The organism is Bacillus sp. VA13 (assembly GCF_055710085.1).
On sequence record NZ_JBVQPP010000002.1, the window covers coordinates 123403 to 147347 of the forward strand.

A 23945-nucleotide genomic window follows, 5' to 3' on the forward strand; every position below is an offset into this window, starting at 1 on the left:
TGAGACGATTCCTTTTTTTATAATGTACGCTCACTCAGCACTTGGTTTTGGCTGCTTTTCTTCTTTTTAAACCGTTTTTTCAGGCTTGCTTCAATTTCCTCCAAGCTTTTCCCTTTGGTTTCCGGAACCATGTAGAGGGCGAAGAAAAATGAAAGCAGGCAGATGACTGAAAAAATTGTAAAGACCCATGCGATGCCCATGGCGCTGAGCATCAGCGGGAAGACGAGCGACACGATCAGGTTGGTTGCTGATAACACTAAAGTAGTAAAGCCTGTTGCGGCTCCGCGTACTTTGGATGGGAAGAGCTCAGGCATCAGAACCCATACAACCGGACCCCATGTTGCCTGGTAAAATACGATATAGACTCCGAGAAAAACGACAGTCAGCCATGCTGTTGATGTAGAGAGACCCAGTGTCAGGAGCACAGCTGCTAATGCAGCCAAGCTCAGTGTAATGCCGACGCTTCCCCAAATCAGCAGCTTTTTGCGGCCGATGCGGTCGATCAAAATCATAGCTGTAATACACATCATCACGTTGAGTACACCGATACCCATTGTGCCGAGCACTGACGCCGATGTGCCGAGACCGGCCTTTGTAAAAATGGTTGGCGCATAGTAGATGACCGTGTTAATGCCGACCGCCTGCTGAAAAACGGCAAGGCCGATGCCAATGAGAAGCATAGGACGAATCCATTTTGCTTTTAGCAAACCGAGTGTTGTTTCTTTTTTCCCAGCTTCCGCTTCTTTCATATCTGCTAGTTCCTGCTCAATATTTTCTTGGTCATGAGTGATTTTCATAATGTCTTTCGCTTCATCTTCACGCCCGCGCTTTACGAGCCATCTTGGTGATTCAGGCATAAATGCGATCCCGATTAATAAAAGCACTGCAGGCACCGCAGCCAGTCCCACCATCCAGCGCCACGCTTCAAACGGCGTGAACAGATAGTTTACGATATATGCTAATAAAATACCGGTAACAACCATTAAGTTGTTCATTGTGCCGAGTGTCCCGCGGATTTTCGTCGGTGCCATTTCTGACAGGTACACGGGCACAAGCGCCGTTGAACCGCCGACGGCCAACCCGAGTATCACCCGAGATGCAATCAGCATGCCGACCGTTTGAGAAAACGCGCAAGCGAGCGCACCAATAATAAAAATGATGGAAAGCACAAATACAACTTTTCTCCTGCCCCAGCGATCGGAGCATGTGCCGCTTAAGGCAGAACCGAAAATCGCGCCAAGGAGCAGCATGCTGACAACCAATCCTTCTGTCAATGTCGTTAAAGGAATATCATTGTTGATAAACAGCAGCGCTCCAGAGATGACGCCCGTATCATAACCGTAAAGCAGCCCTCCTAAAGCGCCAAAAAAGTAGATCAAATATTTCCTTGTGTTTGTCTTCACAAATGTTCCCCCTCAGTTGTTAGGCCAATGAGTATCTCTTATGTTTAACAAAGTTAATAGAGTAGTACCCTTTTCCTATCTGATTTGAAACATTTGTTTTAAAAAAGTTAGTGATTTTTACGTAAGGTGACAGATCCAGTGAGTACGGGAATGCTAAGCATCTCAAAGCATATGCCCAGGACAAATCATCATAAAAAACCTTACTCGCACGGAGTAAGGTTTTGTTTTTTATTCTTCCTCGTTGACGAAAACCAAGGCGGAGAATCCTTTTTTCTTATCAAATTGCAATTCAACTGCTGTAACGTCTGGATTGAAGTTGTGGTATTCCTCTAAGAACTGAATAATGCCTTCTGAAATGTCATCTGACACAAGCTGTTTGTGGTGCAGGCCATATTTGGCTTCAGCGAAGAATCCTGTCCGCTTGTTGTAAGACAGCTCTTTTACTTCAACGTCCTCAGGGTAAATCTCTTCTTCATTAGAAATATACACACAAATCCCGTCTACAATTTCTTGCTCATTTAATACTAATTTCATTACCTAAAAGCTCCTTCTGTACGTCTTCGGTGTTTTGAATGCGCGGATCAATGCGATGACAATGAGTAAAATAATGATCAGAGCAATGACGTCAACGATCCAGGCAATGGGCGAAGCGCCATAAGAAACATAGCCTGGGCCCCCGACTGGATGATAGGTGTAACCCCAAGGGTGCATCATGCTTATCATGAACATGCCCATTGTAAATCCGCTATAATATCCAAACCATCCCGATGGCGAGAATCCTGCATTGTAGTAATGATTGACTGAAACATAACGTCCGCCTACATAAGCTTTAGACGTTTTTCCGCTGTATGTCTTTCCGCTTACTTTTGAGGTGGCGCCGGAAAATGTGCCTGACGATTTTTTAGCGCTTGATGAGCTAGACTCTTCCGAAGGTTTCTTTTTTAGAGAAATCGATGAGGATGAATCGTCAGACGTCTTGGAATTTTTGCTTGAAGAGCTTGCTCCTGAACTATAGTTTGATTTTGGGCTGGATTTATAGCTTCCGCTGTATGATGAACTTGAACTTCGGCTGCTGTAACTAGATGATGAGCGGCCGCTAAAACTTTTTGCATGAGAAATGGTTGATGGCAGCAGTACACCTAAAGCAACGATTACTGCAACAAAAGCTTTTACATATGTAAGTTTCATTCTGCTTCCTCCATAGACCGCCGAAACGGCCCGTTATTCTGAGCAGCAAATAAAAGTAGCTGGTCAGATTTTTTTAACACATGAGTCTCTTATTTCTAGATGATACTAACGTTTCATATCTTGTTTTGCTTTTTCAATCACTTTCTTTCTGAGATAACCTACCTTTATTTTATCGGATTTATGGCTCTTTTTGTAAGTTTTTGCTTCAACATCAGTTATTCACTGAAACTACTAATGATGCTTTCTCATCATGCTATCATAGGATGATAGATAATTTTGCACAAATAAAAACAGCCTTCCCAGTGGGGAAGGCTGTTTTCTGCTTCTTATGAGAACAGCTTATCAATAAACGAAATATCCTCTTGAGAAAGCGTCACGTCAGCTGTTTTGATGTTATCAATCAACTGATCGGCACGTTTTGCTCCAGGGATTAAAATATCAATTTCCGGTCTTGCCAAATACCAAGCCAATACGATGTGTGGGATGTCTACGTTGTGCTTTTCAGCAATCGGCGCAAGCTTGTTGACCTTTCTGATATTTTCTTTGAAACGCTCGCCCTTGAAGTGTTCCTGTTCGTTTCGCAGGTCTCCTTCAGGGAACGTTGTATCTTCTGTATACTTTCCGGCCAATAATCCTGATACGAGCGGGAAGTAAGGGATAAATGAAATATTATGCTCCTTCGTATACGGGAAGAATGTCTTTTCCGCTTCACGGTTTAACAGGTTGTATTCGCCTTGCAATACATCTACCAATCCGTCTCTGTTTGCTTCTTTCAATTGCTCTAAAGAGAAGTTGGATACACCGATGGAGCGGATTTTTCCGGCTTGCTTCATCTCATTCAGCGCGTTGACTGCTTCATCCTTAGGCGTATGTTCGTCCGGGAAGTGAATGTAGAACAAATCGATATAATCCGTATTCAAACGCTTCAGGCTTTCATCAACTGATTTCTTAAGGAATTCTGGTGAATTATCAAAGACAAAGTCATTTCCTTGTTTTCTGTGCGCGGCTTTCGTCGCGATGACAACATCTTCACGGTTGAATTCGCGCAGCACTTCACCAATTAATTCTTCGGAACGGCCGATCCCGTAAATATAAGCGGTATCTAACATCGTCACGCCATTACGGATCGCCTCGCGAACCAATTCTTTTCCGGTTTCTTCATTCAGGTTCGGGTAGAGGTTATGTCCTCCGACAGCATTTGTTCCTAATCCGATAGGGAATACCTGCAAGTCTGATTTTCCGAGCGTAGCTTTTTTCATGATCTGCCTCCTAGAATAAAATGGATGAAAGACTCTCAACACTATTGTAACCGCTAGGCCAGATGAATGCCGATTTGGTGCTCATTGCAATACTGCGTGTACTCGTCATCTAATGGCTGGGATGTCACAATGCAATGCAGCCTGTCAAACGGCGCATACGTCAGTAGCGTTGATTTTCCGAATTTAGAATGGTCAGCCAATAAATACACTTCTTTTGCTTTTTCCGAAATCCTTTTTTTAATTTCGTACTCGAGCAGATCCGAATTGGTCAATCCGTGTGTCAGCGTCGTTCCGGTAGCAGACATAAAGGCTTTGTTGATATTGTACTTATCAAGCATAGCCGGGTCGTCCATGCCGACAAAGGAGCGCGTTTTTCTCTTATAATTGTTTCCGATAATGATTAAGTTGATATGCTTCAAAGCTGATGCCGCATTGATAATGTCTAAACTGTTGGTTAAAATGGTGACATTTTTGGCAGGATCAAGCGTATCGAGAATAGACTTTGTTGTTGTTCCTGAATCAATGAAAATCAAATCGTGATCTTCAATAAAACGGGAAGCATAGTGAGCAATTTTTGTTTTTTCATCTTGGTGCTGAATGGTGCGATTCTCAAAAGGAACTAATGCGGTTTTCTCAATAGATGTTACGCCGCCGTATACTTTTTCAATCGCACCCTTTTCTGTTAGCTTGTTGATATCACGTCTGACTGTGTTTTTAGAGACATTGAACACCTGGCACAGCTCATCTAAGGAAACAGTGCCATGAGATAAAATGTACTCCTCCATTTCCTGAATCCGCATCAGTTTCATATAAATAAACTCCTTCTTGAATCTTTACGTAACATAAATATATAATAAAACCCAAGAGTTGATCAATAGTTGCTTAAAAAATGATAACATCGGTGTATATCTTTTGCAAGATTCGATGGACTTCTCGTTACTCTCTTAATGAGTTAAAAGATTAGTATAATAAAAATAATGAAAAAATTTAGTGTTTATGATTGACTTATGGGTATTATGCAATTAGAATATAACCAAGAAATGACCAAAAAGTAACCTGTTGTGCATGAAATGGATGCTTGTATCTAAAATTGGATCGACTTTTATTTTTTTGGTTTTTTTGAAAGCGTTTAATTCTTGGCTTACTGAAACAGTGGATATTGATATGAATCTATCCTGAACCATCCATACAAGTGTATGTGTTTACTAATGAAGGAGGCAATAAGAATGGCAGAAATCAGAAAATTAAAAAACTACATCAACGGTGAATGGGTTGAAAGCAAAACAGATAAATACGAAGACGTTGTGAATCCGGCGACGAAAGAAGTGCTGTGCCAAGTGCCGATTTCAACAAAAGAGGATATCGATTACGCAGCGCAAACAGCGGCTGAGGCGTTTAAAACTTGGTCAAAAGTGGCGGTTCCGCGCCGTGCCAGAATCCTATTTAACTTCCAGCAGCTGCTGTCTCAGCATAGAGAAGAACTTGCTCATCTGATTACCATTGAAAATGGAAAAAACACAAAAGAAGCACTTGGAGAAGTGGGACGCGGAATTGAAAACGTAGAATTCGCGGCTGGAGCACCTTCCCTGATGATGGGTGACTCACTTGCTTCCATTGCAACAGATGTTGAAGCGGCCAACTACCGCTACCCAATCGGAGTTGTCGGCGGAATCGCGCCATTCAACTTCCCGATGATGGTTCCTTGCTGGATGTTCCCGATGGCAATCGCGCTCGGCAACACATTTATTTTAAAACCATCTGAGCGGACACCGCTGTTAACAGAGAAATTGGTTGAGCTTTTTGAAAAAGCGGGCCTTCCGAAAGGGGTATTCAACGTCGTATACGGTGCGCATGACGTTGTGAACGGCATCCTCGAGCATCCTGAAATTAAAGCGATTTCATTCGTAGGCTCCAAGCCGGTCGGCGAATATGTCTACAAAAAAGGAAGCGAAAACTTAAAACGCGTTCAATCTCTGACTGGCGCGAAAAACCATACGATTGTCCTGAACGATGCGAATCTCGAAGACACAATCACAAACATTATTGGAGCAGCCTTTGGTTCTGCCGGTGAACGCTGCATGGCTTGTGCGGTTGTGACGGTTGAAGAAGGAATCGCTGATGAGTTTATGGCGAAGCTGCAGGAAAAAGTGGCTGACATTAAAATCGGTAACGGCCTTGATGACGGCGTGTTCTTAGGACCGGTTATTCGCGAAGACAACAAGAAGCGCACGCTCAGCTATATCGAAAAAGGGCTTGAAGAAGGCGCGAGACTCGTATGTGACGGACGTGAAAATGTGTCTGACGACGGCTACTTTGTCGGCCCGACGATCTTTGATAATGTCACGACAGAGATGACGATCTGGAAAGATGAAATTTTTGCTCCGGTCTTATCTGTCATCCGCGTGAAAAACCTGAAAGAAGCAATTGAGATTGCCAATAAGTCTGAGTTTGCGAACGGTGCTTGCCTGTTCACATCCAACTCAAACGCAATCCGCTACTTCCGTGAAAACATTGATGCGGGTATGCTCGGCATCAACTTGGGTGTTCCGGCTCCGATGGCGTTCTTCCCATTCTCAGGCTGGAAGTCATCATTCTTTGGAACGCTGCATGCGAACGGAAAAGACAGCGTCGACTTCTATACACGTAAAAAAGTGGTTACGGCAAGATATCCGGCACCTGATTTCAACTAAACGACGAACATCCGAACGGCGTCCATGTGCGCTGTTCGGACTCATTCTTACAATAGAAAGAGGAGGGCTTCACTATGAGTTATTTGTTGCGTAAGCCGCAGTCGAATGAAGTATCTAATGGGGTCAAACTGGTGCAAGAAGTAACAAAATCCAACTCTGATCTCACCTATGTAGAGTTTAAAGTGTTAGATCTCGCTTCCGGTTCCAGCTATGCAGAAGAATTGAAAAAACAAGAAATCTGTATTGTTGCGGTCACGGGAAAAATTACAGTCACCGATCATGAGTCAACTTTTGAGAATATCGGTACGCGTGAAAGCGTATTCGAACGAAAACCGACAGACAGCGTCTATATTTCAAATGATCGTGCATTTGAGATCACAGCGGTCAGCGACGCAAGAGTGGCGCTTTGCTATTCTCCATCGGAAAAACAGCTTCCGACAAAGCTGATCAAAGCGGAAGACAACGGAATTGAGCATCGCGGGAAGTTTTCAAACAAACGTACTGTTCACAACATTCTTCCGGATTCAGACCCTTCAGCTAACAGCCTATTAGTAGTTGAAGTCTATACAGACAGCGGCAACTGGTCCAGCTACCCGCCTCATAAACACGATCAAGACAACTTGCCGGAGGAATCTTTCTTAGAAGAAACGTACTACCATGAATTAGACCCGGGACAGGGCTTTGTGTTTCAGCGTGTATACACAGATGACCGCTCTATTGACGAGACAATGACTGTAGAAAATGAAAACGTTGTCATTGTTCCTGCTGGATACCACCCGGTAGGCGTGCCGGACGGATACACATCCTACTATTTAAATGTCATGGCAGGGCCGACGCGGAAATGGAAGTTTCATAATGACCCGGCGCATGAGTGGATTTTAGAACGCTAACAAGTGAGGAGTGGCTGTTTACGATGAAGTATACATTCAATGAAGAGAAGGCTTTTGATATTGTTGCCATCGGCCGGGCATGTATTGATCTGAACGCAGTCGAATACAACCGCCCAATGGAAGAAACGATGACATTTTCGAAATATGTCGGCGGTTCACCTGCGAATATCGCGATCGGAAGCGCGAAGCTTGGCTTAAAAGCGGGCTTTATCGGCAAAATTCCAGATGACCAGCATGGAAGATTCATAGAGTCCTATATGAGAAATACCGGCGTTGATACAACGCAGATGATTGTTGATCAAGATGGACACAAAGCAGGTCTTGCATTTACAGAAATCCTCAGTCCTGAAGAATGCAGCATCTTAATGTATCGCGATGATGTGGCGGATCTTTATCTTGAGCCTTCAGAGGTAAGCGAGGACTATATCGCAAATGCGAAAATGCTGCTTGTTTCCGGGACAGCGCTCGCCAAAAGCCCGTCACGGGAAGCGGTGTTAAAAGCTGTTCAATATGCGAAAAAGCATCAGGTCAAAGTGGTGTTCGAACTGGATTACCGCCCGTATACGTGGCAGTCAGCAGATGAAACAGCCGTTTACTATTCTTTGGTTGCCGAGCAGTCTGATATCGTCATCGGCACACGCGATGAATTTGATGTGATGGAAAACCGCACAGGCGGAAGCAATGAAGAATCCGTCAATCATTTATTTGACCATTCAGCCGACCTCGTTGTCATCAAACACGGCGTCGAAGGCTCTTATGCATACAGCAAATCTGGCGAGGTATTCCGCGCCCAAGCGTACAAGACAAAAGTGCTGAAAACCTTTGGAGCCGGTGACTCCTATGCGTCAGCCTTTATCTATGGCCTTGTCCGCGGAAAAGACATCGAAACGGCATTGAAATACGGCAGCGCTTCAGCCTCCATTGTGGTGAGCAAGCACAGTTCGTCAGAAGCGATGCCGACTGCGGATGAAATCGTACAGCTTATTGAAGCACAGTCATAATTGAAAAAGATCGAGTAAAGGTGGGATCGTTTGTGGGTAAGAAAATTCGCTTAACAACAGCACAAGCGCTGATTAAATTCTTAAACCAGCAGTACATCCATGTAGATGGAAAGGAAGAGCCTTTTGTAGAAGGGATTTTCACAATTTTCGGTCATGGAAACGTGTTAGGGATTGGCCAGGCGCTTGAGCAGGATGCAGGCCATTTGAAAGTCTATCAAGGGAAAAATGAACAAGGAATGGCGCATGCCGCAATGGCGTACAGCAAACAAATGCTGAGAAGAAAAATATATGCGGTCTCTACATCCGTCGGACCGGGAGCGGCCAACTTAGTGGCGGCAGCCGGTACTGCATTGGCAAACAATATCCCGGTTCTCTTGATTCCGGCAGATACATTTGCAACAAGACAGCCAGACCCTGTACTGCAGCAAATGGAGCAAGAATACAGTGCGGCGATTACAACAAACGATGCATTGAAACCTGTATCGAGATACTGGGACCGCATTACGCGCCCTGAGCAGCTTATGAGCAGTTTGCTGCGCGCGTTTGAAGTCATGACTGATCCGGCAAAAGCAGGTCCAGCAACGATTTGTATTTCTCAGGATGTCGAAGGAGAAGCATACGATTTTGATGAAAGTTTCTTCGTCAAACGGGTTCACTATATTGATCGCATGCAGCCGAGCGAGCGCGAGCTTCAAGGTGCGGCGGAGCTGATTAAAGCCAGCAAAAATCCTGTGATCCTCGTCGGCGGAGGCGCAAAATACTCCGGTGCGCGCGATGAATTGGTTGCCATTTCTGAAGCGTATAACATTCCGTTAGTTGAAACGCAGGCAGGAAAGTCGACAGTTGAAGCTGATTTTGCGAACAACCTTGGCGGAATGGGCATCACAGGTACACTTGCGGCAAATAAAGCGGCCCGCCAAGCTGACTTGATTATTGGTATCGGCACAAGATATACGGATTTTGCGACATCCTCTAAGACCGCTTTTGACTTTGATAAAGCGAAGTTTCTGAACATCAATGTCAGCCGAATGCAGGCGTATAAACTCGATGCGTTCCAAGTGGTAGCGGATGCGAAAGTGACGCTTGGCAAACTGCACGGCTTGCTTGAAGGCTATAAGAGTGAATTCGGCTCAACGATTAAGGAGCTGAAGGACGAATGGCTCGCTGAACGCGAACGCCTCAGCAAAGTGACGTTTAAACGGGAAGCATTTGATCCGGAAATCAAAAATCATTTCTCTCAAGAGGTTCTAAATGAATACGCTGACACGTTGAATACTGAGCTTCCGCAAACAACGGCATTGCTGACAATCAACGAGACAATTCCTGAAGACAGTGTGATCATCTGCTCAGCAGGCTCCCTTCCAGGAGATTTGCAGCGTCTGTGGCATTCAAATGTTCCGAATACGTATCACCTGGAATACGGGTATTCCTGCATGGGCTATGAAGTGTCCGGGACACTGGGTCTGAAACTGGCCCATCCTGACAGAGAAGTGTATTCCATTGTCGGAGACGGCAGCTTTCTAATGCTACACTCCGAGCTGATTACGGCGATTCAGTACAACAAGAAAATCAATGTGCTGCTCTTTGATAACTCTGGTTTTGGATGTATCAACAACTTGCAAATGGATCATGGCAGCGGCAGCTACTATTGTGAGTTCCGCACAGATGACAACCAGATTTTAAATGTCGATTATGCGAAAGTTGCTGAGGGATACGGAGCGAAAACCTATCGTGCAAACACAGTAGAAGAATTAAAAGCGGCGTTAGAGGATGCGAAGAAACAAGACGTATCAACGTTAATTGAAATGAAGGTTCTGCCAAAAACAATGACTGACGGCTATGACAGCTGGTGGCATGTCGGCGTAGCAGAGGTGTCTGAACAAGAAAGCGTTCAGAAAGCATACGAAGCAAAAGAGAAAATGCTGGAATCTGCGAAGCAGTATTAGAGGGGAGGCACCATAGATGGGCAAAAATGAAATCCTGTGGGGGATCGCTCCCATTGGATGGCGGAATGATGATATGCCTGAAATTGGAGCGGGAAATACACTTCAGCATTTGTTAAGTGATATTGTTGTCGCACGTTTTCAAGGCACGGAGGTCGGGGGCTTTTTCCCCGAACCTGCCATCCTGAACAAAGAGCTGAAGCTTCGGAATTTACGCATTGCGGGAAAATGGTTCAGCAGTTTTATTTTGCGTGACGGACTTGGTGAAGCGGCAAAAGCATTTACCCTGCATTGTGAGTATTTGCAGCAAGTAAACGCGGATGTCGCAGTTGTCTCTGAACAAACCTACAGCGTGCAAAGCTTGGAGAAAAACGTGTTCACAGAGAAGCCGCACTTTACGGATGATGAATGGGAACGGCTTTGCGAAGGGCTGAATCACCTTGGAAAAATTGCTGACCAGCATGGCCTGAAGCTCGTCTATCATCACCATCTCGGTACTGGCGTCCAAACGGCAGAAGAAGTCGACCGCCTGATGGCAGGAACAGACCCTGCGCATGTACACCTCCTTTATGATACAGGCCATGCGTATATTTCTGACGGTGACTACTTGGGGATGCTTGAGAAGCATATCAACCGCATTAAGCATGTGCACTTTAAAGATGCCCGCCTGAATGTCATGGAACAATGCAGGCTTGAAGGGAAATCGTTTCAGCAATCGTTTTTAAAAGGCATGTTTACGGTTCCCGGTGATGGATGCATTGATTTTAGAGAAGTATATCAGCAGCTGTTGAAGCACGATTATTCCGGATGGATTGTCGTTGAAGCTGAACAGGACCCCGATGTTGCAAACCCGCTTGAGTATGCATTGATCGCGAGAAACTATATTGATGAGCAGTTGTTGGATCTGGCTTAATGGGGACTGAATATATGGGTAATACCAATGGAGATTCGGCCTTCAATAAACGGACAATCGCAGCAGCATTGGCCAACTATATTGATGCAGGTTCCATTGTGGCGGGCTCTGCTGGTTTATCATTATGGGTCAGTTACCTAAAGCTATCTGATACGCAAATCGGGCTGCTCGGCGCGCTAAGCGCAAACGCAATTTCTGCCGCTGTCGGCGCACTGCTTGGCGGATTTCTGGCAGATAAAGTCGGGCGGAAGGCTGTTTATACCAATAGCATGCTGGTTTATGCAATAGGGATTTGTTTGGTTCTGTTTGGGGTTAATTTCCCCATGTTGTTAAGCGGTTACATGATCATCGGTTTATCAGTAGGAGCTGATATTACCGCATCATGGACCATTATTGCAGAAAATGCGCCAAAGAAAAATCGGGCCCGTCATTGCGGCGTGGCACAAGTCGCTTGGGCAGCAGGGGCAGTCGTTGTGCTGCTTCTCTCCGTACTGGTCGGTGATTTAGGCCTCTTGGGGAATAAAATCGTATTTGCCCATCTGCTTGTCATTGCGCTGATTACGTACATCCTGAGAATCAGGCTTCCGGAGTCAGACGCCTGGCAGACAAAAAATCAGCCGGGAGATGCTCAGGAAGAGAAGCCGGCCGTACTGAACAAAACATCGTATTTTGATTTGCTCAAGCCAATGTATCTAAAAAGCATACTGTTTTTGATGGGTGTGTACCTGGTTTGGAATTTAGCCGCCGGGGTGATGGGCTTCTTCATGCCATACATTTATCAGCAAGTCGGCGGTGTATCTGCCAATATGGCAAACCTTTTGCAAATGGGACTGTTTATCTTCACGGGATTGGGGGTCGCTTTGATCTTCATGCCCTTTGCCGACAAATATAGAAAAACTGTGTTTGGAATCGCCGCTTTTATGGCAGTGATCGGATGGACGCTGTTTCTGCTGCCGGTTGAAGGCCTGCCGGTTCTGCTTCTGTTTATTGTCGTGATCGGCATCAATAACGGAGCCGGGCAGCAAGCCAACTATCAGTTATGGGCCAGTGAAATCTTTCCTACGCAATATCGTGCTTCTGCACAAGGACTGATGTTTTTCCTCGTCCGTATTTCAATAGGGATTTGGAGTCTGTTTGTCCCAATGATTATGACCAATTTCGGCATTGGAACGATGGCTGCAATTCTCCTCGGATGTGTGACGGCCAGTATGATCATCGGGCTTCTCTTCGCGCCGAATACGTCTGGCAAGTCGCTTGAACAAATTCAGGAGGAACTCTACGGATCTCCTCAGAGCCAAGTAAAGCAAGGAACAGAAAGCAAAATGATGTAACCAACAGAAGGAGTGGCTGTCAATGAGTTTACGTATTGGCGTAATTGGAACTGGAGCAATTGGAAAAGAACATATTAACCGTATTACGAACAAGCTGTCCGGCGCAGAAATCGTTGCTGTAACGGATGTCAATCAAGAAGCTGCACAAAAGGTCGTTGAGCAATACCAATTAAACGCGACGGTTTATCCGAATGATGACAGCCTGCTTGCAGACGAAAATGTAGATGCTGTCTTAGTGACAAGCTGGGGTCCTGCGCATGAATCGAGCGTGCTGAAAGCGATTAAAGCCCAGAAATATGTGTTCTGTGAAAAACCGCTCGCGACAACGGCTGAAGGATGCATGCGCATCGTCGAAGAGGAAATCAAAGTGGGCAAACGCCTAGTTCAAGTTGGCTTCATGCGCCGTTATGACAGCGGTTACGTACAGCTGAAGGAAGCACTCGATAATCATGTTATTGGCGAGCCGCTTATGATTCACTGCGCGCACCGCAACCCGACTGTGGGAGATAACTACACAACGGATATGGCCGTAGTCGACACGCTTGTTCATGAAATTGATGTACTGCACTGGCTCGTCAATGATGACTACGAGTCCGTTCAAGTCATCTATCCAAAAAAATCGAAAAATGCACTTCCGCATTTGAAAGATCCGCAAATCGTATTGATTGAAACGAAAGGCGGCATCGTCATCAATGCTGAAATCTATGTGAACTGTAAATACGGCTATGACATTCAATGTGAAATTGTAGGAGAAGACGGCGTTATCAAGCTTCCTGAACCATCAAGCATCAGCATGAGAAAAGAAGGCAAATTCAGCACAGATATTTTGATGGATTGGCAGAGACGCTTTGTGGCTGCGTACGATGTGGAAATCCAAGACTTCATTGATTCGATTCAAAAGAAAGGCGAGGTCAGCGGGCCGACGGCATGGGACGGCTATATTGCTGCTGTTACGACTGACGCGTGTGTAAAAGCCCAGGAATCTGGACAAAAAGAAAAGGTTGAATTGAAGGAAAAACCGGAATTCTATCAATCGTTTACAACAGTTAAAAATTAAAAAAATAGAGGAGTGAAAATATGAAATTAGCATTGGATCCATCGATGTATCGTGATGATTTAACTTTGGAGGAAATGGTTTATAAAACAGCGGAGCTTGGCTATGAATATATTGAGCTATCGCCACGCGAGGATTTTTGTCCATTCTATAAATATCCGAAAGTCGATTCAGCAAAGATCAAACAATTAAAGCGTCTATTAAAGGATACAGGTGTTAAGCTATCATCGCTCCTTCCTCTTTACCACTGGGCGGGTCCTGATGAAGACCGCCGCCAGGCTGCGGTGCGCAACTGGAAAAGGGCGATCGAAATTGCAGTTGAACTTGAAGTGGATTTGATGAACAGCGAATTCAGCGGTTCAAAATATGATCCTTTAACAAGTGAAGAAAAATTTATCAAATCCATGGATGAGCTTCTGCCAGTCTTTGAAAAAGAAGGCATTAAACTCAATCTTCAAGCCCATCCATACGATTTTATCGAAACGCACAAAGGTGCGATGGATATGATCCGCGCGCTTGACAAGGATTGGATCAATCTTGTCTACTCGACTGCGCATACGTTCTTCTATGATGACGGCAAAGGCGACATTGAGACAATGTTTGACGAAGCCGGCGACCGCCTCACACATGTTTTATTTGCAGATACTTTTAATCATAAAGCGGCTCATGGCTTGCGCTACATCGTCAATCCGCCTGACGCGAAAGTAACGGTTCACCAGCATTTGGACATTGGTCAAGGCGAGGTTGATTTTGATACGATTTTCAGAAAGCTGAGAGAGATGAAGTTCGACGGAATTGCGACGAATGCAGTATTTGCTTGGGTCGACGAAAGAGCGGATGAATCAAGCCGATTTATGCTTAAAAAAATGAAAGAAGAATTAGGTCTGGCATAAGCTGAGCATGGAGTTCGGCGGGATATGGCGAACAGCCTTCCTGCCGAACGCCCTTCATATCTAAAACGCAGATGGGGGAGTCTGACATGAAACTTTGTTTCAATGAAGCAACAACATTGGAAAACTCAAACCTTAAACAGGATTTAGAACTATGCGAAAAGCATGGCTATGATTATATTGAAATCCGCACAATGGATAAGCTGCCGGAGTACTTAAAAGACCATTCATTGGCTGATCTTGCGGAATATTTTCAAACCCATCACATCAAGCCGCTTGCCTTAAACGCACTCGTTTTTTTCAACAACCGTGATGAAAAGGGCCACAATGAGATCATCGCTGAATTTAAAGACATGATGGAAACGTGCAAAACCCTCGGTGTGAAATATGTCGTGGCCGTCCCGCTTGTGACTGAGCAGAAGATTGTAAAAGAAGAGATCAAAAAGAGCAGTGTTGAGGTGCTGACTGAGCTTTCAGATATCGCGGAGCCGTATCGCGTAAAAATCGCGCTCGAATTTGTCGGCCATCCGCAGTGTACAGTTAATACGTTTGAACAGGCGTACGACATCGTAAACACAGTCGACCGTGACAATGTCGGGCTTGTCCTTGACAGTTTCCACTTCCATGCAATGGGGTCAAATATTGAAAGCTTAAAGCAGGCGGACGGAAAGAAAATTTTCATCTATCATATCGACGATACCGAAGATTTCCCAATCGGCTTTTTAACGGATGAGGATCGTGTATGGCCGGGCCAAGGGGCGATTGACTTAGATGCCCACTTATCAGCACTAAAGGAAATTGGCTTCTCTGATGTTGTATCAGTTGAGCTCTTCCGGCCTGAATACTATAAGCTGAGTGCTGAGGAAGCCATTCAAACAGCGAAAAAAACAACGGTTGATATCGTATCAAAATACTTCAACATGTAATGGATAAAGGAGGGGTGGACATGGCTTTTGTATCGATGAAAGAGCTTCTTGAAGATGCAAAGCGGGAGAAATACGCAGTCGGCCAGTTTAATATCAACGGCCTGCAGTGGACGAAGGCGATTTTGCAGGCTGCGCAAAAGGAGCAATCACCGGTCATCGCCGCTGCTTCCGATCGCCTGGTCGACTATTTAGGCGGATTTAAAACGATTGCCGCCATGGTCGGCGCGTTAATGGAGGACATGGCGATTACCGTTCCCGTGGTGCTTCATCTTGATCACGGAAGCAGTGCGGAACGCTGCAGACAGGCCATTGACGCCGGATTCAGCTCAGTGATGATTGACGGCTCTCATCAGCCGATTGACGAGAATATCGCGATGACAAAAGAAGTCACCGATTATGCCGCAAAGCACGGCGTGTCAGTAGAAGCCGAAGTCGGCACGGTCGGCGGAATGGAAGACGGACTGGTCGGCGGGGTACGCTATGCCGATATCACGGAATGTGAGCGGATCGTCAAAGAAACCAATATCGACGCGCTGGCCGCCGCCCTCGGCTCTGTACACGGCAAATATCAGGGTGAGCCGAATCTCGGATTTAAGGAAATGGAGGCTATCTCCCGCATGACTGATATTCCCCTCGTTCTTCACGGGGCATCCGGAATTCCGCAGGATCAGATCAAAAAAGCCATCACGCTCGGCCACGCGAAGATCAATATCAATACCGAATGTATGGTAGCCTGGACAGACGAAACACGCCGCATGTTTCAGGAAAACAGCGATCTGTACGAACCGCGCGGCTATATGACACCCGGCATTAAAGCCGTGGAAGAGACAGTGCGAAGCAAAATGAGAGAGTTCGGATCAGCCGGTAAAGCCGTAAAACAGCAGGTCGGCTGATGAGACCAGAAACCGCCGAGATGGCGGTTTTTTTGTGCGGTGTTGCGTCCATACGCCCAAAACGATTATGATGATGGCAGCAGTGTAAGAAACGGGAGTGGTTCAGTTTGAATAAAATCATGATTGTGGAAGACAGTGAAGACATTCGTGGACTGTTGCAGAATTACCTTGAAAAATACGGATATCAAACAGTGGTCACCGCGGATTTCACGGCTGTTCTTGATGTTTTTTTGCAGGAAAAGCCTGATGTAGTGCTGCTTGATATCAATTTGCCGGCATATGACGGATATTATTGGTGCCGCCAGATCCGCCAGCATTCCACCAGCCCGATCATTTTTATTTCAGCCAGAAGCGGGGAAATGGATCAGGTGATGGCGATTGAAAACGGGGGAGACGATTATATCGAAAAACCGTTTTCTTATGATATTGTGCTGGCGAAAATCAAAAGCCAGATCCGTAGGGCGTACGGGGAGTACGCCGCAAAGCAGGGGGAGAAAGTGGTTGAATATGCCGGCGTTCAGCTCTTTGTAGAACGGTTTGAACTGCGTTTTCAGGATGAAAAAAGCGAGCTTTCTAAAAAAGAAAGTAAGCTTTTGGAAGTGTTGCTGGAGCGGGGAGAAAAGGTGACGGGTCGGGACCGTCTCATGGAAAAGACGTGGGACACCGACATTTTCGTCGATGATAATACACTTAACGTGTATATCACGCGGCTCAGAAAAAAACTGCGGGAGCTGAATGCGCCTGTTTCTATTGAACCGGTGCGGGGCGAAGGCTACCAGCTGAGGGCGCAGTCATGAAGCTGTTTCTCCGGTCTCATACAGTCCTGATTCTGCTATTTCTCCTTCAAGGGCTGTTTGTCTTCTTTTATTACTGGTTTGCGGGTCTTCATTCTTTTTCTCACTTGTTTTACATATTGGGCGTGCAGCTTCTCATTTTGGCGGGCTATCTTGCCTACCGCTGGTACAAAGACCGCGGCGTGTATCAATGGCTCAGCTCGGGGCAGGAAGGGACGGATATCCCGTATCTCGGTTCTTCAGTGTTCTGTTCAGAGCTGTATGAAAAGCAGATGGAGCTGATCCGGCTGCAGCACCAAAAGCTCCATGAGACCGAAGCCAAGCTTGACGCGAGGGTGACGTATATGAATCAATGGGTGCACCAAGTAAAGACGCCGCTGTCGGTTATTAATTTAATCATTCAAGAAGAGGATGAGCCCGTTTTTGAACAAATCAAAAAAGAAGTCCGGCAGATTGAATTCGGGCTGGAGACGCTTCTTTATTCTTCAAGGCTCGACCTGTTTGAACGGGATTTTAAAATCGAAGCGGTTTCCCTGTCTGAGCTTCTCCAATCAGTTATTCAAAGCTATAAACGATTTTTTATTCAATACCGCGTTTATCCGAAAATGGACATTTGCGATGATCATCAGATTTACACCGATGCAAAATGGCTCAAATTTGCGATCGGCCAAGTGATCACAAATGCGGTCAAGTATTCAGCGGGCAAGAGTGACAGACTTGAGCTGAATGTCTTCCGCGATGAAGACAGGACGGTGCTTGAAGTCAAAGATTACGGCGTCGGGATTCCCTCCCAAGACATCAAGCGGGTGTTTGACCCTTATTACACCGGTGAAAACGGGCGGCGTTACCAAGAATCTACGGGAATCGGCCTCCATCTCGTCAAAGAAATTACAGGTAAGCTCAATCATACGGTAGACATCAGCTCGTCTCCCGGTGAAGGGACATCAGTTCGATTTTCATTTCTTACAAAAATGTAAGGCTGCGTTAAGAAAACAACATAGCTCGCTTTGTTTCCCCTTGATAACATGGATTTATGTCAAGGGGATTTTTATGTTGAACGTCCCGGCACTACATGAAAGTAGCCCAGATCAACAAGAATAAAACCATAAGGAGGATTCTCATGGCGAATATGCTTGAAGTTAAACATATAAATAAAACCTATAAAGGACAAGTGTCCTATCAAGCCTTAAAGCAAATTTCATTTTCAATAGAAGAAGGCGAGTTCACGGCGGTGATGGGGCCGTCCGGGTCCGGAAAAACAACGCTTTTGAATATCATTTCAACGATCGACCGTCCGGATTCAGGCGATATCCTGATTCATGGAGAAAACCCGCATCGCCTGAAGCGGACAAAGCTCGCTCATTTCCGCCGCAAGCAGCTCGGATTTGTGTTTCAGGATTTCAACCTTCTGGACACGCTGACAATCGGTGAAAATATCATGCTGCCGTTAACGCTTGAAAAAGAAGCGCCGTCTGTAATGGAAGAAAAACTGCAAGGCATCGCGGCAAAGCTCGGTATCGAAAACCTGCTCAACAAACGGACGTTTGAAGTATCCGGAGGACAGCGCCAGCGTGCCGCCATTGCAAGAGCGGTCATTCATAAGCCGTCACTCATTCTGGCCGATGAACCGACGGGAAACCTTGATTCCAAAGCGTCAAAAGACGTCATGGAAACGATGCAGAGCCTGAATCAGGATGATCATGTCACGGCTTTGATGGTGACCCACGATCCTGTTGCGGCAAGCTACTGCCGCCGCGTCATCTTTATAAAAGACGGCGAACTGTTTAATGAGATTTACCGCGGGGAAAACCGCCAAGTATTTTATGAACAAATTCTCGATGTGCTGTCTATGCTGGGGGGAAACGCAAATGACCTTTCTTCAGTTCGCCTATAAAAACGTCACGAGAAACAAAAGGGCCTATCTTGCATTCTTTTTAAGCAGCGCCTTTTCCGTTTTGATTTTCTTTACCTTTGCGATGTTCCTGTTTCATCCGGCATTAAAGGAAGGCTACCTGAATAACATCGCCAAAAAAGGCTTAACCGCCGCGGAATGGATGATCTTTGTTTTTTCTTTCTTATTTGTTCTGTATTCGGTTAATGCGTTTTTGAAATCGAGAAATAAAGAATTCGGCATCCTGCTCATGCAGGGCATCACGCCGGGGCAGCTGAGAAAGCTCATTACTGCGGAAAATATGATCATCGGCGTCATGTCAATTGCAGCCGGCATAATCGGAGGATTCATTTTTTCAAAGACGTTCTTTACGGTTGGCGCTTATATTTTAGAAATGGACGCGCTGCCTTTGTATATGCCTTGGAAAGCGCTCGGTATTACGGCCGGCGGATTTCTGCTCTTATTTTTCCTTTTATCGCAGTTTACGATCCTTTTTGTCAGATCAAATACGGTTATCAAATTAATAAAGGGCACTGACAAGATTAAGCCGGAGCCTAAGCCGTCCGTGCTTCTGTCCTTATTCGGCATCGGCTGTCTGTGCGGCGGGTACGGCATGGTCCTTAAAGGCAATGTCCACGGGACCGAACCGTTTATCATTTTACTGCTCACCGTCATCGGAACGTATTTCTTTTTCAGCCAAAGCAGCATATGGATTCTGCGCGCGCTGAAGAAGTGGAAAACCTTTTATCTGCGCGGGAAAAATGTCATTTGGGTTTCTGACCTTGTCTATCGTTTAAAAGACAACGCCCGCCTGTTCTTTATTGTCAGCATTATTTCCGCGGTTGCGTTTACGGCTACGGGTGTGCTCGCGATGTACAAATCGACCGTCGGGGCGGAAGAGTCCGCTTATGAAATGGAGTATTTATCTTACAGCAACAATCCAAAAGAACAGACTCATTTGAAAAAAATTGACCATGAACTGAAAACACACGGCTTTACGTATAAGAAAGACAAAATAGATGTTTCCAATATTCGCTATCAGGCAGGGGATACTGTTCCGCCTGTTTACATGATCAGTGAATCGGATGCGGTAAAATACTTCCATGTCAAAGTGAACGGCCTGAAAGAAGACGAGGCTGTCTATTTCCCGGGCACGTATGACCGCAATTTCAAAAACAAAGCGCCGGATCAGCTGAAGCTGCTGAACCAAAAAGGCAAGCTGTCCGGACAAAAACTGTCAGTAAAAGAAGTCAAAAAACCGCTGATCTCATTGAATGCCATCATCGCGGTGAACGATAAAACCTTTGATCAGCTCAAATCACTCGGTGATAAAGCGTCATTATACGGCTACAGCTACGATCATTGGAAAGACAGTCTTGGTTTCAGCCAATCTCTGAAAGATGAGATCTACGGCAACTATATCGACGTGCATTCTGATTTTATGTCAAAAGCCGGCACCTACTATGATACGGTGCAGCTGCCGAGCCTGAGTTTATTTATCGGCCTGTTTATCGCAATTGTATTCTTTGTCGCGGCAGCAAGTTTCTTATATTTCAGGCTGTTCACTGATTTAGATGAAGACCGGGAGCGCTACCGGTCACTGGCCAAAATCGGCCTGAGTGAGCGTGAAATGGCACAAAGCGTAACGATACAATTGGCAATTCTTTTCTTCTTTCCATTTGTCATTGCCGTCATGCATACGCTGTTTGCCTTGAGAACATTGGCTGTGGAAGGCTATTCCGATGTAGCGGGGCCGCTCAGTCTCACCATCGGAGGGTTTTTCATTTTTCAGCTTCTATTCTTCCTCGCGGTGCGGTCAAGCTATTTGAAAAAAATGAACAAGTAAGGGGAGTGCAAAGATGAAAAAAGCAATGGCAATCCTGGCCGTCTTGGCGGCTGCTGCCGTAATATGCGGGCTTCTCTTTTTTCATAACGATGTTACAGACAGATTTAATCCGTTTATTCACCAGCAAGATGTCTATGTTCAGATTGATCGAGATGGCAGACATCTTAGCCCGGGCGGTACTGAATATACATTAGACGGATATAATGCATCCGGGAAAAAAGAAGAAGTGACCTTTTTCGCCGGCAAAGAGCTTCGGAAGAACGCGTATTTGAAGGTGAAGGCGAAAGGAAAGTATGTCGAGACTTGGGAAGAAGTCAAGTTTGAAGATATGCCGGACTCCGTACAGTCAACATTAAAGTGAATCATAATAAACGGCACAGCGTCATGACTGTGCCGTTTTTTTATTTTTTATTTTCTTCGGCCCGTTTGATCAGCATGTCGGTGATGATATCCACCTGTTTGCTGACAGAAATCGGATCGTACGGATAAAACGTGTCAAAGTCATTGATAAACACGCGATTATGTTTGACAGCGTCCAGGTTCTTCCAAATAGAGGAATTCTCCAGCTTGTCGAGTGTTTTGCTTTCGCCTTTCGGGTTGTAGTCCGTAATGAACATATAATCTGCGGCATACTCAGGTATAACCTCTTGGGAGAGCTGTTTCATTTTTCCTTTTTTAATAACATCTTGTTCAATTTTTTCAGGCGCTTTTAACCCGAGTGCATTGTATACAGCTTGGCCGCCGCGTCCGCCATTGTCATTGAACACCCAGAATTCGCCCTTGTCCGTGTTTTCATAAATGCCGAAGGTCGCATCTTTGTCGATGACGCCGGCAATTTTCTTTTTAGCAGCTTCCGCTTTTTTGTTAAAGTCAGCCATAAATGATTTTGCTTTGTCTTTCGCTCCGGCGATATCTCCGAACATGCTGACTGTGTCTTCTACGTTTTTCGCTGTGTTATAAGGAACGACAACAGTTGGAGCGATTTTCTTTAATTTATCGACATTCTCTTCATTCATGACAACAATTAAGTCAGGCTGAAGCTCCATCACTTTTTCAACACTGATTGGATCACCGACATCCTTCACATCTTTCAGCTTTGATTTTAAAAACGGATTATCAAATGACCATGAGCCTGAGCCGACCACATTGGCCCCGACAGACAGCAATTCACCGGCATAAAAATCAGTGACAATGCGTTTCGGATGTGCAGGAATGTTTACGTTCCCTTTTGTTGATTTGTATGTTCTCATTTCTGTCTTTTCGGAAGCTGAATCACTTGAGCTTCCTTTCGAAGCCGTGCCGCTGCAAGCGCTGGCAAACATGAGAAGCAGCACCAGCATGCCCACGAGCAATGTGTTCTTTTTCATCAAGAACCCTCCAATATGTATTTTAATTGATTAGTAATGATTATCATTATCAATTAATAATATAGCAAGAAACCTGTTCGCCGTCTATCACTATTTTAAAGGGAGAAAGTTTTTCCCGTTTATGGGTGACGCGGTATGCCTAATCGATTATTATAGGTAAATAGGAGGAGAAAAATATGGGAATTACAAAAAGAGGTGCCGCTTGGGAATGGCTGCATAGCTGGTGGATGTTGTTTATTTTCATGCCTTTTGCCATTACCAGTTTTTTTGCCTTTTTATTTATTGGCATCAAGGTTAGAAATAGAAAGTGGATCATGTACGGAATCATTTATTTTTTCATTTTTGCGTTTGGTTTTGTTTTGCCCGATCTGCCCGGTGTTTTTATTGTGGTCCCGTTATGGGCGGTGACCATTATTCATGGATTTAAAGTACGCCCGCTGTATTTGATTCAGCTGGATGTCTACAAAGATCATGTGGAGGCGCGGGCTTTTGCCGAGGCAAGAAGTGAAGCCGAGAGCAGATTTCATGCCCCGAAACAGTCAATTCAAGATATACATATTCGCAAAGAACAGTAAGAAAAAAGCTCAACACTAGCATTGTGTTGAGCTTTTTATATGTTACTGCTGGTAGGATTGCTGCTGGAATGGCGTATTTTGGCCGAATGGAAGTGTAGACACATTCGTATTCATCACGCTGGATTGTCCAGTGAATTCCTGCTGCATTTGGTTGCACATGTTGACAACCTGCTGGCATTTTTGAATGGCCATGTCATGTCCGTGCAGCGCTTGCTGAATGGTATGTGCCGCTTGTTGTTCGTGGTTTAGAATCTGCTGCAGCATTTGGATGTTTTGCTGCTCCTGATGAAGCATTTGGCGATATTGCTGGCTGCTTTGCTGTGTTTGCTGAATGAGCTGCTGAGCAGTCTGGCGGCATTGGTTCAGCTGCTGCAAGCCGTGTTGTGTATGATGCATGAATCATTCCTCCATGTGATCGATTGATGTGAGTCGGTATTATCATGCAACTTGAATGAAAAGAAATTCTGTAAAAGTGGAACTACAATTATTTTCCTCAGCTCCTCTATCTTTGAATGAAAACGGTAAAGATTGTATACTGGTACAAACCCTTTTTATGTAAATGTTCCGTTTTAAAACCATAAGGATTGCGGAAAACGAAACCCTGAAATCGGGAGAATCGTATTCCGCTTTTTTTCTTTGCCTGCTTCAGAAACCGCCTTCCCCAGCAGTAAATGGGATATTCAGCCTGTTTTCTACTGTGCGGAGGCGCTGATTGAGCCGGTTTAAACGGCGTGTATGGCGTTCAACAGCCTGGCTTAACTGATTGACCTGTTCGGCAATCCGTGCAATTTCCCGATTTTGACGGCGGTCTTCATTCGTAAGGCGTGTTAACTCTCTTGATTGCTGTTCGTTTTGCCGTTCAAGTGCCGCAACTCTTCTTTCTAACGCCGGCGGCTGTCTGTCCGTCTGGTAAGGATCATAATAATCCTGCTGCGGATAAGGATTGTATTCATGTTGGCTATAGTAAGGTTCCTGCTGAGGCAGCTGCGGGCTGTAATATTGATATGGATTCATGTAATCAATCTCCTTAAAAATAAAATGTGGGTGAATTCCTTATAACTTATGTAGTCATTGGCACAGTGCCACGGCAT

At 45.2% G+C, this 23945-nt stretch carries 24 protein-coding genes; 16 read left to right on the forward strand and 8 right to left on the reverse strand.

The window, feature by feature from the left end; all coding sequences use genetic code 11:
- Nucleotides 1-17 precede the first annotated feature (17 nt).
- From AC0C66_RS08890 to iolR, 5 genes are all read right to left on the reverse strand, one after another.
- Nucleotides 18-1403, reverse strand: coding sequence for a sugar porter family MFS transporter (locus tag AC0C66_RS08890; RefSeq protein ID WP_014115782.1), 1386 nt, complete (start codon nt 1401-1403; stop codon nt 18-20).
- A gap of 228 nt (nt 1404-1631) precedes the next feature.
- Nucleotides 1632-1937 (reverse strand): DUF2653 family protein, encoded by a 306-nt coding sequence (locus AC0C66_RS08895; RefSeq protein ID WP_326229387.1) that lies wholly within the window; start codon nt 1935-1937, stop codon nt 1632-1634.
- A gap of 3 nt (nt 1938-1940) precedes the next feature.
- On the reverse strand, nt 1941-2591 hold the full coding sequence (locus AC0C66_RS08900) for a hypothetical protein (protein WP_072181620.1): 651 nt from the start codon (nt 2589-2591) through the stop codon (nt 1941-1943).
- A gap of 326 nt (nt 2592-2917) precedes the next feature.
- Nucleotides 2918-3850, reverse strand: a complete 933-nt coding sequence (locus AC0C66_RS08905; protein WP_019716280.1) for an aldo/keto reductase — start codon at nt 3848-3850, stop codon at nt 2918-2920.
- Nucleotides 3851-3903: 53 nt separating this feature from the next.
- A complete protein-coding gene (gene iolR, locus AC0C66_RS08910; RefSeq protein ID WP_061186813.1) occupies nt 3904-4659 on the reverse strand; it encodes a myo-inositol utilization transcriptional regulator IolR in 756 nt (251 codons plus the stop codon).
- 417 nt (nt 4660-5076) lie between these two features.
- Here iolR and iolA point away from each other — a divergent pair, with 417 nt between their 5' ends.
- The 15 genes from iolA to AC0C66_RS08985 all read left to right on the forward strand — a co-directional run bounded on the left by iolA (nt 5077) and on the right by AC0C66_RS08985 (nt 21273).
- Nucleotides 5077-6540, forward strand: coding sequence for a methylmalonate-semialdehyde dehydrogenase (gene iolA / locus AC0C66_RS08915; RefSeq protein ID WP_072181624.1), 1464 nt, complete (start codon nt 5077-5079; stop codon nt 6538-6540).
- 74 nt (nt 6541-6614) lie between these two features.
- Nucleotides 6615-7430: a 5-deoxy-glucuronate isomerase gene (gene iolB / locus AC0C66_RS08920; RefSeq protein ID WP_072181625.1), complete on the forward strand. Its 816-nt coding sequence runs from the start codon at nt 6615-6617 to the stop codon at nt 7428-7430.
- Nucleotides 7431-7453: 23 nt separating this feature from the next.
- Complete coding sequence (gene iolC / locus AC0C66_RS08925) at nt 7454-8431, forward strand: 5-dehydro-2-deoxygluconokinase (RefSeq protein WP_014115775.1); 978 nt, start codon at nt 7454-7456, stop codon at nt 8429-8431.
- 32 nt (nt 8432-8463) lie between these two features.
- Nucleotides 8464-10377 (forward strand): 3D-(3,5/4)-trihydroxycyclohexane-1,2-dione acylhydrolase (decyclizing), encoded by a 1914-nt coding sequence (iolD, locus tag AC0C66_RS08930; RefSeq protein WP_072181626.1) that lies wholly within the window; start codon nt 8464-8466, stop codon nt 10375-10377.
- Between the two features lie 16 nt (nt 10378-10393).
- Complete coding sequence (gene iolE, locus AC0C66_RS08935; RefSeq protein WP_014115773.1) at nt 10394-11287, forward strand: myo-inosose-2 dehydratase; 894 nt, start codon at nt 10394-10396, stop codon at nt 11285-11287.
- A 14-nt stretch (nt 11288-11301) separates the two neighbouring features.
- Nucleotides 11302-12618, forward strand: coding sequence for a myo-inositol transporter IolF (iolF, locus tag AC0C66_RS08940; RefSeq protein WP_072181627.1), 1317 nt, complete (start codon nt 11302-11304; stop codon nt 12616-12618).
- 22 nt (nt 12619-12640) lie between these two features.
- Nucleotides 12641-13675 carry a bifunctional inositol 2-dehydrogenase/D-chiro-inositol 1-dehydrogenase gene (gene iolG / locus AC0C66_RS08945; protein ID WP_014115771.1) on the forward strand — a complete coding sequence of 345 codons (1035 nt, stop codon included), beginning with the start codon at nt 12641-12643 and terminating at the stop codon, nt 13673-13675.
- A gap of 20 nt (nt 13676-13695) precedes the next feature.
- A complete protein-coding gene (locus tag AC0C66_RS08950) occupies nt 13696-14565 on the forward strand; it encodes a sugar phosphate isomerase/epimerase family protein (protein ID WP_014115770.1) in 870 nt (289 codons plus the stop codon).
- Nucleotides 14566-14651: 86 nt separating this feature from the next.
- A complete protein-coding gene (iolI, locus tag AC0C66_RS08955; RefSeq protein WP_461845869.1) occupies nt 14652-15488 on the forward strand; it encodes a 2-keto-myo-inositol isomerase in 837 nt (278 codons plus the stop codon).
- A 20-nt stretch (nt 15489-15508) separates the two neighbouring features.
- Nucleotides 15509-16381 (forward strand): 6-phospho-5-dehydro-2-deoxy-D-gluconate aldolase, encoded by an 873-nt coding sequence (iolJ, locus tag AC0C66_RS08960; RefSeq protein ID WP_061186819.1) that lies wholly within the window; start codon nt 15509-15511, stop codon nt 16379-16381.
- A 107-nt stretch (nt 16382-16488) separates the two neighbouring features.
- Entirely contained in the window at nt 16489-17178 is a 690-nt protein-coding gene (gene yxdJ, locus AC0C66_RS08965; protein ID WP_014115767.1) for a two-component system response regulator YxdJ, read from the forward strand.
- Complete coding sequence (yxdK, locus tag AC0C66_RS08970; RefSeq protein ID WP_072181630.1) at nt 17175-18152, forward strand: two-component system sensor histidine kinase YxdK; 978 nt, start codon at nt 17175-17177, stop codon at nt 18150-18152. The genes yxdJ and yxdK overlap by 4 nt, the downstream gene beginning before the upstream one ends.
- Nucleotides 18153-18295: 143 nt before the next feature.
- Nucleotides 18296-19069 carry an ABC transporter ATP-binding protein YxdL gene (yxdL, locus tag AC0C66_RS08975; RefSeq protein ID WP_014115765.1) on the forward strand — a complete coding sequence of 258 codons (774 nt, stop codon included), beginning with the start codon at nt 18296-18298 and terminating at the stop codon, nt 19067-19069.
- Complete coding sequence (gene yxdM / locus AC0C66_RS08980) at nt 19044-20912, forward strand: ABC transporter permease YxdM (protein ID WP_072181631.1); 1869 nt, start codon at nt 19044-19046, stop codon at nt 20910-20912. Before yxdL ends, yxdM begins: the two co-directional genes overlap by 26 nt.
- Nucleotides 20913-20925: 13 nt before the next feature.
- A complete protein-coding gene (locus tag AC0C66_RS08985) occupies nt 20926-21273 on the forward strand; it encodes a YxeA family protein (RefSeq protein ID WP_072181632.1) in 348 nt (115 codons plus the stop codon).
- 40 nt (nt 21274-21313) lie between these two features.
- Here AC0C66_RS08985 and AC0C66_RS08990 read toward each other — a convergent pair whose 3' ends face one another.
- Nucleotides 21314-22279, reverse strand: coding sequence for an iron-hydroxamate ABC transporter substrate-binding protein (locus tag AC0C66_RS08990; RefSeq protein ID WP_090556862.1), 966 nt, complete (start codon nt 22277-22279; stop codon nt 21314-21316).
- A 176-nt stretch (nt 22280-22455) separates the two neighbouring features.
- On the opposite strand from AC0C66_RS08990, the gene AC0C66_RS08995 reads away from it, so the two are divergent.
- Nucleotides 22456-22854, forward strand: coding sequence for a hypothetical protein (locus AC0C66_RS08995; protein ID WP_003243293.1), 399 nt, complete (start codon nt 22456-22458; stop codon nt 22852-22854).
- Nucleotides 22855-22896: 42 nt separating this feature from the next.
- Here AC0C66_RS08995 and AC0C66_RS09000 read toward each other — a convergent pair whose 3' ends face one another.
- On the reverse strand, nt 22897-23250 hold the full coding sequence (locus tag AC0C66_RS09000; RefSeq protein WP_014115761.1) for a hypothetical protein: 354 nt from the start codon (nt 23248-23250) through the stop codon (nt 22897-22899).
- 249 nt (nt 23251-23499) lie between these two features.
- Nucleotides 23500-23868: an inner spore coat protein CotNE gene (gene cotNE / locus AC0C66_RS09005; RefSeq protein WP_014115760.1), complete on the reverse strand. Its 369-nt coding sequence runs from the start codon at nt 23866-23868 to the stop codon at nt 23500-23502.
- Nucleotides 23869-23945 lie beyond the last annotated feature (77 nt).